Origin of the sequence: Mesorhizobium tamadayense (genome assembly GCF_003863365.1) — a bacterium.
Taxonomy (GTDB): Bacteria; Pseudomonadota; Alphaproteobacteria; order Rhizobiales; family Rhizobiaceae; genus Mesorhizobium; species Mesorhizobium tamadayense.
Window position 1 is genome coordinate 1 of the sequence record NZ_RQXT01000096.1, and the last position, 12,213, is coordinate 12,213.

The following is a 12,213-nucleotide window of genomic DNA, read 5'->3' on the forward strand; positions in this document are numbered from 1 at the left end:
GATCTCGATGTCGGACTTCACTTCGGCCATGACGGCTTTCCTCTGGATTGGGCGGTGGAGGGGAGGGTTTCGATCACTCGTGCATGTTCGAAATGTCGCGCGGACGCAAGGGCATGTTCTAACCCTATCGCGGTCGCTGCGTCAATTTTCATGCAACATTGTTTCCTGCTAAGAAAGAGGTCGACGTTCCCAAGGTCTCTGGCGCCCTGTCGTCGTCGCGCCGTATAGAAGCCAGAGCGGGAGTTGTTCCGCCGTCTCAAAACAGCCGCGCAATACGCGAAAAGCGACAGAGGCGACGGCGCAAATCCGCCAGCGCCGGCCGTGGCCGCAGCGTTACTGGCTGAGCACGTTGCTGATCTCGACCATGTTGGAGCGCACGCGCAGAATATAGAAGCCCATGGTCGTCAGATGCGTCGGCAGGAGCCAGCCGTCCTCGCGGCCGTTGGCGATGATGAAGGGCTGGATGCGCAGCGCCGAGACGAATTGCGAGTCCATCGTGTCCCACAAATTCTGCAGGTGCTTTTCCTTGATCACATCGTCGAAATCGGCCTGTGCGCCCTTCATCAGTCCGTAATAGCCATAGAGTTGGCCATAGGCGAACCAGAAGCGGTCGTCGGCGCGGGTGTCGAACCAGCCATTGTTGTGGTTTTCGGCGCGCTCCTTGAGGATAGCCGAGGTCGAACCAATGTCGGATGAGATGCGGTCTATATATTGCTTCAGATTGTCGGCGCGGGCGTCGAATGTTGCCTGGCAGGCAGCGAGCCGGGCGTTGAAGGAACGCAGCTTGCGCACCGCGTCGCGATAGTAGCTCGGCGTCGGCGTTTTCGGACCGAACGGGTTCAAACCGAAATACCAGGTTTCCTCATCGAACTGCAGATTGCCGCGAGCATCCTGCAGATCGGCATCGATTTGCGAGGTGGTGCGGACGCGGCCGAGATTGTCTGCCAGTTCGGTCGCCGTACGCCGCACCGCCTGGTTGATGCCACGCTGGAACGAGGCCTTGTTGTCCATGAACGGCGTGTGGTCCCAGTCGATGCCGAACAGCCCAAGCTTGTAGAGGATCATCGACGAGACCCAGGCATTCTGGTTGACGTTGAAGTCGGTGAGGTCCGCCGCCACCTGGGCTATGCCTGAGTTTCCACAGGTCTTGGCGGTATCGGTGCCGGCGCCGGCGGAGACCTGCTCGCCGGCGGAGGTGCCGCGTTTCTCGAAGGTGTATTTGTCGACGTAGTTCGGGTCGAAATTGTTCCACCACTGGGTGGCGTAGAAGAAGTTGGCGTAGAGCCCGATCAGCACGAGGACAGCGAGGCCGAGCACCGCCTTCAGGATCCAGCCGCGCTGCGTGTACCAGCGCCCGGCCCACATGAACGGCCACAGGATGGCGCCAATGATGAAACCGATGCCGCGGCCGATCCATTGGAAAATCCGGGTGAAGAAATTCACGATCGGATCAAGCATGGCGTTCCACCCCTCAGTCAGTCAGGCCGTAGAGGCGCGCGCGGAACGCCGCCTTGTCCTTCAAATATGTGGTTTTCAGAACGTCCACAACATGCGATCGCCAGGCGTCGCTGAAGCCGTCGAAGTCCTTGTAGAAGCCCGGTTTGTTGAAAACGTAGCGCGAGACGAAGTCCTGCGGCACGAAATCCGAGATCAGCTGGTTGGTGAGCCAGGCATCGGGATGATCGGGCCTGCCGCGCACGACCAGGAAGCGCTGCCGCGGCGCAACGTCCTCGATCTTGAGATGCCCGAACTGGGCGATCTCGCGCTTGGCGGCGTTGAGGAAGGGGAAATTGCCGTCGCTGGCGATCAGGTCGGCATGGCCGTGGATCCAGGTCTGCAGCCAGACCTTGTCGACGTCCGTCAGGTTGCGGTTGGGCTCGGCGTCGCGGAGCAACGCCCGCACCACCATCTCGGCGCGATGCTCGAGATAGCCCGAAGCTTCGATCCAGGAAGCGCGGGGCAGTTCGAGGCGACCCGTGCCGGCTAGGAAGCGGAACACCTTGTCGGTGTCGTTGATCGACAGATAGCTCACCTGCCAGGGGCGCGAGCGGCGGAAGCCGGGCGCGGCCGGGTCGCTGATCACCGTCGTCATGTCGGGATCGACGAACACGTAGAGCCCGCCGAAATGACTGGTCCAGTAGGCATTGTGGCGGAAGATCACCTGGTCGGGCACCAGCGCGTTCTCGCGGATGTCGCCGCAGACCTTGGCGAGATCGACCATGCGCTCAAGCATGGCGTTGTCGCGCCAGGCGTCGGGCTCCTGCTTCAGCCGGTCGACCAGCTTGCCGAGCTCGGCGGCCTTGCCCAGCACATCCTCGGCCGACAGAACCTTGAACTCGACCTGGTTGATCGACAGCAGGTCCTCGATGTCGCTGACCTTGGGAACGGAATCCTCGATCTCGCCGTAGATGACGTCCTTGATGGTCAGTGCGTCGATGGCGCGCTGGTTCTTGGACATGAACTCGAACATCAGCTGCGAGGTGTTGGAGAAGGCGGTGTGCACCACCGGCAGGTCGATCTGCGACGGCGTCAGGATGATGAAGCGGCGATTGACCTCGTTGGGATCGAGATAGTCGTAGTCGCCGCGCTCCTCGGCGACCTCGGGCGAGAAGCCGGTGCGGTCGATCTGGAAGCTCTTCAACTTGGTGGGCTCAAGGCCGAAGGCGACGAGCGCCTTGTTGTAGCGCTGAATGAGATGCGGCTCGTCGATCGCAAGCAGCCGCCCGTAGATCAGCTCGTTGTCGCGCAGAAGGTCGGGCTTCTTGGCGCGGGTCATTATGCCTTCTCTCCGTTTACGGGGAGAAGGTGCCCGAAGGGCGGATGAGGGGCGGCGCAGACGCTCATCATCTTTGCTCCGAGTTTGCGGCCGGCAGAAATTTCGCATCGATACCAATCATTTTGCGATCCAGCCTGCCATCCAAGGCTGCTATAATCGTTTCCAGAACGCTCGCGCGGCTGATCAACACACCCGCGTGCCAGACCCTCAATACCGACCAACCATTACCGTTCATCGTCTCATCCCTGTATCGGTCCTGGGATCGACCTGCGTGCTGGCTGCCGTCGACCTCCACGACCAGATTTGCTTCACGGCAAGCGAAATCCGCGAAATAGGGGCCAATCGGCAGTTGGCGAACAAACTTGCGGCCATTCAATCGCCGCCCTCGCAGTTCATGCCACAGCCTTTCCTCGGCATCGTTCTCAACCTTCCGCAGATCGCGGGCTCTCGCTACCTTCGGCTCATTTCTCCCACGCATGGTGCTGCCCCTCATCCGCCCTTCGGGCACCTTCTCCCCGTGAACGGGGAGAAGGAAGATCACCAAAGCCCCTTCGTCTTCAACTCCTCCATCTCGCGCGCCGCGCGCTCGCGCAGACGGGCGTCGCGCAGGAGCTTCTCCACCGCGGCGTCGTCGGACTTGTCGGAGTAGCGGAATTCGGAATCGGCGTAGCGGTTGATCTCCTGCATGACCATATCCATCGAGAACGGCCCGCGCAGTTCCTCGATCATCGCCTTCTTGTCGTCGTAGCTCTTGTGCATGAAGGCTTCCGGCTTCTCGAACCAGTCGTCCGGCAGCTCGAAGTCCATGGCGCGCAGTTTTATCGCGTCGGTGACGTTCTTGATGGCGCGGCCGGTGAAGTGCGGCTCGGCGTCCTTGATCATGTGCAGGTAGGTGCCGATATCGGCCATCGTCTTCGGCGCGCCGTTCTCCTTCATGTAGCGCTCGTAGACCTTCATCAATCCGTCTTCCTGCGGCTTCTCGTGCTCCTCATAGGCCTCGGCCACCGCGCGCTGGATCTCCTGAGCTGCATAGAGCTTGTGGTCGCCCAGCGGGATCTTGTGGTTCTTGCCGGCAAGCAACACGAAGATGTCGATGTAGTCGTCGCGGCTCTGCGGTCCGTCGACCAGCCAGCGGGCGCCGGCGCGCTGGCGCAGCGCATCGTCGACATTTTCGGGGTAGTTGGAAAACATGCCGAAGCAGCAGTTGCCGCGCACCACGGTGGATGCCCCGGCAAAGGCATCCATCAAGACGCCGGTGATTTCCTGCTGGCCGGCCGACGCGCGGTCGTCTGAACGGCGCGCTGCCACCTGGTCGATGTCGTCGATGGTGCCGAAGCCGATGACGCGCGGGTTGAGCACGTTGTTGATGAACTGGCGGCAGTTCTGGCCGGACTTGCCCTGGTAGGACGAGATCTGGTCGACGCCGAAATTCTCGTAGGCGAAGGGATAGCCGGCGACCTGGCAATAACCGTTGACGAGGCCGGCGATCATCTGGATCAGCGTCGTCTTGCCGGTGCCGGGCGCGCCGTCGCCGATGAAGGTGAACAGGAAGCCGCCGAGCTCGACGAAGGGGTTCAGCTCGCGCTCGAAATCATAGGCCATCAGCATCTTGGCGAGCTTGATCGACTGGTACTTGGCGATGTGGTTGCCGACGACCTCTTCCGGCTTCTTGAAGGTCATCACCAGCGGCTTGGAACGCTTGCCGGGCGCGACGTCGAAGCCGTCTAGGGTGAAGTCGTCGACGTCGATGCGAATATGCGCGTTCTCGAACGGGCCGATGCCATCGAAGCGGCCCTTTCGCGCGAGCAGACCATCGATGGCGACACGGGCGAAGGCGCGCGCCCGCGTCGCCAGGTCGGCATCGTCCTTCGAGCCGGCAATCGCCTTGTCGAGGCCGGCCACGATCGACTTCACCGCATCCTGCGGCGTGTCGAACAGGAAGTCGGGTTCGGGACTATCGTTCGGCGCCTCGCCGTCGCTGTCGATCAGCTGGAAGAGATAGGAGGCGAAGCTGAAGGCAGAAACATAGGCGGAAGCCGACAACAGTTTCTTGAACCTGGCAGCCTCGTCGCCTTCGAGCGGTGCGCGAGCGTTCTTGGCCTGCAGGCTTTCGAGGTCGGAACCTTCGGCGAAGACGTCCGATATGGCCAGCGCGATCGCCAGGCCGCGCCGGGCGCGGTAGAGAAGCGTGTGCTGGGCAATGGTCAGCAACTGGTCGTCGGGATGGACGGCTTGAACCGTCTTCGCGAGTTCCACCTCGCGTGTGCGGCGCACCGAGCCGACCGAGACGGTCGAGACGAAGCGGCGGTTGGTGCCGGCGAGCGCGGTGCCGGATTCGCGCGATGGATCTTCCAGCACGACGATGCGGGTGATGAAGCTCTGCGCGGTGGCGCGGTGCTTTTCGATTGCCGCTTCCGAGATCGTGGTCAGCCCGGTGTCCATGAAGGATGCTCCGCGGTTGAAGTCAGACGTCGCTGATGACCTGCCCCTTGGACAGGATGTGTACCTTGTAGCCGGAAAAGATCTTTTGCGCCTCGCCGGCGGCGTAGAGCGCCTGATAAGCCTCATGCGGGATCAACGCATGGTTCTCGTAGCTCGAGACGCCCTGGCGCGCCGCTTCGAGGTCGTCGGTGTTGATGAAGAATTCCTGCGTCGTCTTCTCGCTTGAGAAAAGGCCCTTGCGGCCGGGTTTCTCGGACTTGGAAAAGACCTCCTGGATGGTCCAGGTGAGCAGCCAGGCGTTTTCCGGCCGGCGCACCTTGGCAAGCACCTCGGTCACCGTCGAATTGTTCTCGGTGATGCCGGCCGAATAGAAAGGTCCGAGCACGACGCGCCTCAGCTGCTTCGGGTGCAGCGGCTCGAAATCCTTGTCGAGATTGACCGCAATCGTCGCCGGCGACAGCGTGTAGGCGGAATTCTTCTCGGTGAAATCGTCGAAGCGATGGGCGAGCTCGGGGTTGAGCAGGCCGTCGACCGGGAGCGGAATGTCGACCCGTTCATCGAGCTTGCCGTTGCTGTCGACGAGCTGGCGCACCATGCTCTCGGAAGAGTCCTCCACCGTCACCATGTAGACCAGCGGCAGGTTGGCGCTACCGTCAAAACAGGCCCAGTGGACAAGATAATAAGGCCGCATGGTCTTCGGATTGACCGAGACCTTTGCCGTTTGCGCCAGGGTGAAAGGACCGAAGGTCGTCTCGCTCTTGACGTCCTCCAGGTAGAGCCGCTCGGCCATCGATCTCTGCAGCGCCTCAGGGAATTCCTTATGGCGCAGGATGAAGTCGGCCATCTCCTCGCGCAATTCGCCGGCCTGCGGGATATTGGCCAGGCGCTGATCGGCCTGACGGCGGTCGTTCTCCAGCTCGAGCAGGTTCTGGAACACGGGATAGCCGCTGTCGGCGCGCGAGATGCGGAACGTATCCATGAAGCCGAGGCGGTTGCGCCAGCAGGCGAAGGACTTGTCCAACCGGGCAATGTATTCGGCGACGATCCGGGCGACGATGCCGTGCCGGTAGAGCGGCGAGCGGTCGTCGCGCATGAACACTTCCAGCCCGCTCAGCGCCGCGGTAATGGCGGAGAAATAGCGCGCCGCGGCTTCGTTTTCGGGGGTCATGGCACAGCCCTGGACAAGAATTCCGGCACGCCGCCTACTGCTGCACGTAGTTCGCCGAGTTGTGCTTCTTCATCACCTCGTCGAAACGGCGGGCGAAGGCGTCGTCGGCAAGCTTCTTGCGGCGCTGGATGTCGGCGCTGGCCACCATGTTCTTCTCGTGCATTTCCAAGAGATCGCCGATGTGCTTCTGCGAGGCGGCGCCGATGCCGGCCATCGTCTCTTCCGCCGTGTTGTCGACCTGGCTGCCAAGCGTGTTGATCTTGTGGGCGACGTCCTGCTGGGCGGCCGTCTTCAGCGAGTCTTCCAAAGCCTTATAAAGGACGATGCGCTGCTCGGTGTCGATGGTCAGCTTGTTGATCAGCGTCGACTGCGCGGCGATCTGGTTGTTGAGGGAATCCACGAACGTCTGGAACATCGAGGTGTAGCGTTCCAGCGTCTGGCTTTCGGCCAGCAGCTCCTGCTCCTTGGCCTGCTTCTCGTTGTATTCGGTCGCCAACTTCGAACGCTCGCCTTCGAGCTGGGTGCGCTCCTTTTGGCTGGTCGAGGCGGCGATCTTGTTCTCGATGTCGAGCAGCATCGGATTGAGCTCCTCGATGCGCTTCTGCACCGTCTCGAGGTTGGCCATGGTCGCCTTGCGGCGCTCGATCACCTGCGACAGGCTGGTTTCCGAGGTCTTGTAGCGCTGGTCGAGGATCTGCTTCTGGGCTTTCAGGATGCCGACGATGGTGTCGGATTTCGCCAGCAGCTCCTGCAGGTTGCCGGCGAGCGACATGTTGCGCACGCGGTCGGTGCGCATGCGCTGCTTGCGCTGCGCCGAGAAGACGCCGACGAAGTTTTCCCAGCCGGTGTAGTTCTTCATGCTCTCGAACTCGGCACCGAAGACATTGGTGGCGTCTTCCAGCCCGATGATCAGGTCGGCAATGTTGCCTTCCATCACCTTCTGCTGCTTGAGCACGTCCTCGATGCGGGCGTTCTCGATGTCGAAATTGGCGTCGCCGATCTTCTTGTCGGCCTGGGCAAGCGTGTCGAGCACGGTTCCCGACTGCTCGATCTTGGTGCGCATGTCCTCGACGACCTGCTTGGTCTTGGCAATTTCGGCATCGAAATTCTGCAATGTCGCCATAGGGGCCTCCCGCTTCGGCATCCGGTTTCGTGTCGCACGTGGCGGCGAATATATGTGGGGCCTCAGGGGATTGAAAGAAGGAAGACAAGGAGAAGCGCCAAAACAAAAGAATTGGCTAGGCCCTTGAAAGACAAGGCAAGCATGCTCAAAGCGCGAGTAATGCGCGTCGCCTTCAAACAGCTTTAGCCGATATGCCTTAAGCTATTGTTTTCGCGCTACGAGCTGCGTCGCCGCTCCCACTCAGTTGCGGGCAAAACCAATGAAGTCATCGGGCGCGGCCCTGCCCATTTCCTCTTCCCAGTGCCGGCGGCAGAGCGAGACATAGACGTCCTTGCCGATCGCCACCTGCTCGCCCTGCCTCGCCACCTTGCCGTCGGGACCAAGGCGCACGACCATCGTCGCCTTGCGGCCGCAGCGGCAGATGGTGCGCACCTCGCGCAGGTCGTCGGCGATAGCAAGCAGCGCGCGCGAGCCGGAAAACAGCTTGCCCTGGAAATCGGTACGCAGGCCGTAGCACATGACGGGGATATTCAGCCGGTCGGCGATGCGGGCAAGTTGCCAGACCTGCTCCTCCTCGAGGAACTGCGCCTCGTCGACGAAGACGCAATGCACGGTGGTGTGCTCGTGATGCTCGGCAACGCGGGCATAGAGATCGTCGCCGTCGCGGAACATCTCGGCCTCGGTCTCAAGGCCGATGCGCGACGAGATCAGTCCCTTGTCGCCCTTGTGATAATGGCCGGCGACGAACAGCATCGTGGTCATGCCGCGTTCGCGATAATTGTAGGACGCCTGCAAGAGCATCGTCGTCTTGCCGGCATTCATCGTTGCGTAGTTGAAGTAGAGCTTGGCCATATGGGTCTTTAAGCTCAATTGCAGCGGCGCGGGGAGGGGGCGCCGGCTCCTTCCCCTGAAAAAGCCGCTGTCGGAAAAGCGACAGCGTGTCGCTGATCGGCCAGCGCGCGCCGTTGTTCGTGATTGCCTTAGTGCTTGAAACCGCACCAGAATGGTGTTTGGCTGAAGAAACAAGGCGGTGACAAAAGCCGCAACTTCGCTCCGCCAAAGAATTGCAATGGGAGAATATCTATGTCGCGTATGAAATCCATCGTCGCTGGCCTCGGCCTGGCGGCGCTTCTGTCCACGACCGCCGCTTATGCCGGCGACCCGGCAAGCTGCAAGGCCGTGCGTCTTTCGGATGTCGGCTGGACCGATATCCAGGCAACCACGGGCCTGGCCTCGGTACTGCTCACCGCGCTCGGCTACGAGCCGCAGGTGATCCAGCTCTCGGTGCCGGTGACCTATGCGTCGCTGAAGAACAAGGACCTCGACGTCTTCCTCGGCAACTGGATGCCGTCGATGACCAACGACATCAAGGATTATACCGCCGACGGCTCGGTCGAGACGGTAAGCACCAACCTGACGGGCGCCGGCTATGGCATCGTCGTGCCGACCTATGTCGCGGATGCCGGCGTCAAGACGCTGACCGATCTCGGCAAGTTCAAGGACAAGTTCAACGGCAAGATCTACGGCATCGAGGCCGGCAATGACGGCAACCGCATCATTCTCGACATGATCAAGAACCCGAAGGACAATCTCGAGGGCTTCGAGCTGGTCGAGTCTTCGGAGGCCGGCATGCTGACGCAGGCCGAGCAGTCGATGAAGAACAATGAGTGGATCGCCTTCCTCGGCTGGACGCCGCATCCGGTGATGGGCGCCATGAAGATCACCTATCTCGAAGGCATGGGCGACAGCGGCTTCGGCGCGGCAACCGTCTACACCAATGTGCGCAAGGGCTACACCACCGAGTGCCCGAATGCCGGCAAGTTCATCGCCAACCTGAAGTTCAATCTCGACATGGAAGGCGAGATGATGGACGCGATCCTGAAGGGCGGCGACGCCCAGACGGTGGCGACCGACTGGCTGAAGAAGCATCCGGACGCGATCACGCCCTGGATTGCCGGCGTGACCACCTTCGACGGCGGCGATGCTGCCGCCGCCATCAAGACCGCGCTCGGGAGCTGAGCCGGCTTGAGTTCGGCATGACCGATCAGGAAGGGCAGCCGTAGAAAAGGCTGCCCTTTTTCATATGCTGTGAGAAGATGACCGGCCGGCAAGGACGGCATAGATCGAAGAGGGGACAGATGGATCCGATCTCGAAATTCCTGGTCAGCTACAGGATTCCCATAGGGCCGTGGGGCAAGGCCTTCTTCAGTTTCCTCACCGACAATTTCGATACCATCTTCCGGGCTTTCTCCAACGGCCTGAATTTCATCCTGGACGGACTGGTGGATCTGCTGCTCATGGTGCCGCCGGTGCTGCTGGCTCTGGTCGTCGCCGGCATCGCATGGCTGCTGCAGCGTTCGAAGCCGCTGGCCATCGGCGTGTTCCTCGGCCTTATCTTCATCATCAACCAGAACCTGTGGAAACAGACCGTGCAGACGCTGGTCCTGGTGGTTGCGGCCGCGGCGATGGCGATGGCCATCGGCGTGCCGCTCGGCATCTGGGCCGCGCACAAGCCAAAGGTCTATCGCGTGATGCTGCCGGTGCTAGACCTGATGCAGACGCTGCCGACCTTCGTCTACCTGATCCCGGTTCTGACGCTGTTCGGGCTCGGCAACGCGCCCGGCCTCATCGTCACCATCATCTTCGTCATCCCGACCGCGGTCCGGCTCACCCATCTCGGCGTGGTCTCGGTGCCCAAGGCGATCGTCGAGGCCGGCGAGGCGTTCGGCGCCACCAAGAGCCAGCTTTTGTGGAAGGTCGAGCTGCCCTCGGCGCTGCCCACGATCATGGCGGGCCTGACCCAGTCGATCATGCTGTCGCTGTCGATGGTGGTGTTCGCGGCCCTGATCGGCGCCGGTGGCCTCGGCACGGAAATCAACCGCGCACTGGGCTCGCGCCGCATCGACCTGGGACTTGAGGCCGGCCTTGCGATTGTCGTGCTCGCCATCGTGCTCGACCGGATGACGCGCATCGGCGTTGGAGGCAAGAAATGACCGTCGCCGTCGATTTCAAGAATGTCGATATCGTCTTCGGCGCCGATCAGGCGGGTTCGCTGGCGCTGATCGACAAGGGCGCCACCCGGGCCGAGATACTCGAAAAGACCGGCAATGTTCTGGGTTGCGCGGGAGCCAGCCTTACCGTGCATGAGGGCGAGATCTCGGTGCTGATGGGTCTGTCGGGCTCGGGCAAGTCGACGCTGCTCAGGGCCGTCAACCGGCTCAATATCGTGTCGCGCGGTCAGGTTCTGGTCAAGGACGGGGACCGCACGGTCGATGTCGTCACCTGCGACGAGGCGACGCTCAGGCGCCTGCGCCAGAAGCAGGTGGCGATGGTGTTCCAGCAATTCGGCCTTTTGCCGTGGCGCACTGTCGAGGAGAATGTCGGCTTCGGCCTCGAGCTTGCCGGCGTGCCGGAAGCCGAGCGCAAGGTGCGGGTGCAGAAGCAGCTGCAACTGGTCCATCTCGACCAGTGGTCGAAGAAATACGCGCATGAGCTTTCGGGCGGCATGCAGCAGCGCGTCGGCCTGGCGCGGGCGTTTGCCACCGAAGCGCCGATCCTGTTGATGGACGAGCCGTTCTCGGCGCTCGATCCGCTGATCCGCACCAAGCTGCAGGACGAATTGCTGCAGCTCCAGGCAGAGCTGAAGAAGACCATCATCTTCGTCAGCCACGATCTCGAGGAGGCGCTGAAGATCGGCAGCCGCATCACCATCATGGAAGGCGGGCGCATCGTCCAGACCGGCGCGCCGGAAGACATCGTGCTCAAGCCCGCCAACGACTATGTCCGCGACTTCATCGCCAATGTTAATCCGCTTTCGGTCCTGACGGCATGGAACGTGATGCGCGACCGCCGCGATCTCGAACAGGGCGAGAACGGCTGGGTGTGGCTCGACCGGCGCAAGACGACGCGCTTCAAGATCGACGAGCATGGCCTGGTGGCGGGGGCCGAACGCGACGGGAAGCCCGCGGTGTGGGTGTCCTGCGCCGATGTCGAGGGCCAGCCGGAGGAGAAGGCGCAGGTATTCTGGGCCAATCCGGGCACGCCGCTGAAGACGGTGATGCTCGCCATGCATCGCTCGCAGACGGCGCCTGTGGCGCTGTTCGACGAAGGCTCGCGCTTCGTCGGCGCGATCGGCATCCGGGACGTGCTGAGCGCGGTGCTCAGGCGATAGGAGTTCGGCCTCTAGACTAGACTAGTGCCCATCCATAGTGTGCTGCAGCAAGCAGAAGGAGGTTCGATGGTGAACTGACAAGATGCTGAGAAGCTGCGTGAAAGATGAGGGTAGGCCCCTCGGGATCGGCTTTCAGGAGCGGGTCTCAAACCAGCCCAAGCTGCTGTGGTAGAAGAGCCATGGTGGTTAGCGTTGGGACAAAAGCCGCGGACATGATCCGGGGCAGGTAGGCATCCGGAAGATGAGCGCAAGCAAACCCTTCGATGACGCGTCGTTAGAACTCTTTAACACCACTAGGGCGTGTGGATCTCTCGGGACAAGTCCGTCGGGAGCCTGATGACTGGGCGGACAGTGGACGGCGTATAGGGGGCATGAGCCGGATGCAGGCTTTTGCGCGGAACTGCAGGAACCAGCTTTCTGATGCCAAGGGAGAAGCACAAGCGGCACACCACCGTGAGGCGAGAGTACCGATGCAGGAGGTTGGGGCGGATCGACCCGTAATAGTGACGAAGGTCCTGTAATGGGGCTGGAGC

Annotated in this window: 10 protein-coding genes; 3 read left to right on the forward strand and 7 right to left on the reverse strand. The window is 61.8% G+C overall.

What is annotated here, in order from left to right:
• Positions 1 to 333 precede the first annotated feature (333 nt).
• From EH240_RS35765 to EH240_RS35795, 7 genes are all read right to left on the reverse strand, one after another.
• Positions 334 to 1,458: a DUF2333 family protein gene (locus EH240_RS35765; RefSeq protein WP_125007058.1), complete on the reverse strand. Its 1,125-nt coding sequence runs from the start codon at positions 1,456 to 1,458 to the stop codon at positions 334 to 336.
• Positions 1,459 to 1,471: 13 nt separating this feature from the next.
• Positions 1,472 to 2,776, reverse strand: coding sequence for a DUF6638 family protein (locus tag EH240_RS35770; protein ID WP_125007059.1), 1,305 nt, complete (start codon positions 2,774 to 2,776; stop codon positions 1,472 to 1,474).
• A 67-nt stretch (positions 2,777 to 2,843) separates the two neighbouring features.
• Entirely contained in the window at positions 2,844 to 3,254 is a 411-nt protein-coding gene (locus EH240_RS35775) for an endonuclease domain-containing protein (protein WP_125007067.1), read from the reverse strand.
• Between the two features lie 59 nt (positions 3,255 to 3,313).
• Complete coding sequence (locus tag EH240_RS35780; protein ID WP_125007060.1) at positions 3,314 to 5,218, reverse strand: AAA family ATPase; 1,905 nt, start codon at positions 5,216 to 5,218, stop codon at positions 3,314 to 3,316.
• 22 nt (positions 5,219 to 5,240) lie between these two features.
• Complete coding sequence (locus tag EH240_RS35785; RefSeq protein WP_125007061.1) at positions 5,241 to 6,386, reverse strand: hypothetical protein; 1,146 nt, start codon at positions 6,384 to 6,386, stop codon at positions 5,241 to 5,243.
• Positions 6,387 to 6,420: 34 nt separating this feature from the next.
• The gene (locus tag EH240_RS35790; RefSeq protein WP_125007062.1) at positions 6,421 to 7,509 is read right to left on the reverse strand and encodes a hypothetical protein; all 1,089 of its coding nucleotides are present in this window, start codon (positions 7,507 to 7,509) and stop codon (positions 6,421 to 6,423) included.
• Positions 7,510 to 7,749: 240 nt separating this feature from the next.
• The gene (locus tag EH240_RS35795; RefSeq protein ID WP_125007063.1) at positions 7,750 to 8,361 is read right to left on the reverse strand and encodes a thymidine kinase; all 612 of its coding nucleotides are present in this window, start codon (positions 8,359 to 8,361) and stop codon (positions 7,750 to 7,752) included.
• Positions 8,362 to 8,592: 231 nt separating this feature from the next.
• Between EH240_RS35795 and EH240_RS35800 the strand changes: the two genes are divergently transcribed.
• From EH240_RS35800 to choV, 3 genes are all read left to right on the forward strand, one after another.
• Positions 8,593 to 9,528 carry a choline ABC transporter substrate-binding protein gene (locus tag EH240_RS35800; RefSeq protein WP_125007064.1) on the forward strand — a complete coding sequence of 312 codons (936 nt, stop codon included), beginning with the start codon at positions 8,593 to 8,595 and terminating at the stop codon, positions 9,526 to 9,528.
• A 119-nt stretch (positions 9,529 to 9,647) separates the two neighbouring features.
• Positions 9,648 to 10,502, forward strand: a complete 855-nt coding sequence (choW, locus tag EH240_RS35805; protein WP_125007065.1) for a choline ABC transporter permease subunit — start codon at positions 9,648 to 9,650, stop codon at positions 10,500 to 10,502.
• Positions 10,499 to 11,680, forward strand: coding sequence for a choline ABC transporter ATP-binding protein (choV, locus tag EH240_RS35810; protein WP_125007066.1), 1,182 nt, complete (start codon positions 10,499 to 10,501; stop codon positions 11,678 to 11,680). The genes choW and choV overlap by 4 nt, the downstream gene beginning before the upstream one ends.
• Positions 11,681 to 12,213: the final 533 nt, after the last annotated feature.

Excerpts from the sequence above, each read along its gene's own strand:
- EH240_RS35765 (WP_125007058.1), bottom strand. The coding sequence starts at position 1,458 with ATGCTTGATCCGATCGTGAATTTCTTCACCCGGATTTTCCAATGGATC.
- EH240_RS35770 (WP_125007059.1), bottom strand. The coding sequence starts at position 2,776 with ATGACCCGCGCCAAGAAGCCCGACCTTCTGCGCGACAACGAGCTGATC.
- EH240_RS35775 (WP_125007067.1), bottom strand. The coding sequence starts at position 3,254 with ATGCGTGGGAGAAATGAGCCGAAGGTAGCGAGAGCCCGCGATCTGCGG.
- EH240_RS35780 (WP_125007060.1), bottom strand. The coding sequence starts at position 5,218 with ATGGACACCGGGCTGACCACGATCTCGGAAGCGGCAATCGAAAAGCAC.
- EH240_RS35785 (WP_125007061.1), bottom strand. The coding sequence starts at position 6,386 with ATGACCCCCGAAAACGAAGCCGCGGCGCGCTATTTCTCCGCCATTACC.
- EH240_RS35790 (WP_125007062.1), bottom strand. The coding sequence starts at position 7,509 with ATGGCGACATTGCAGAATTTCGATGCCGAAATTGCCAAGACCAAGCAG.
- EH240_RS35795 (WP_125007063.1), bottom strand. The coding sequence starts at position 8,361 with ATGGCCAAGCTCTACTTCAACTACGCAACGATGAATGCCGGCAAGACG.
- EH240_RS35800 (WP_125007064.1), top strand. The coding sequence starts at position 8,593 with ATGTCGCGTATGAAATCCATCGTCGCTGGCCTCGGCCTGGCGGCGCTT.
- choW (WP_125007065.1), top strand. The coding sequence starts at position 9,648 with ATGGATCCGATCTCGAAATTCCTGGTCAGCTACAGGATTCCCATAGGG.
- choV (WP_125007066.1), top strand. The coding sequence starts at position 10,499 with ATGACCGTCGCCGTCGATTTCAAGAATGTCGATATCGTCTTCGGCGCC.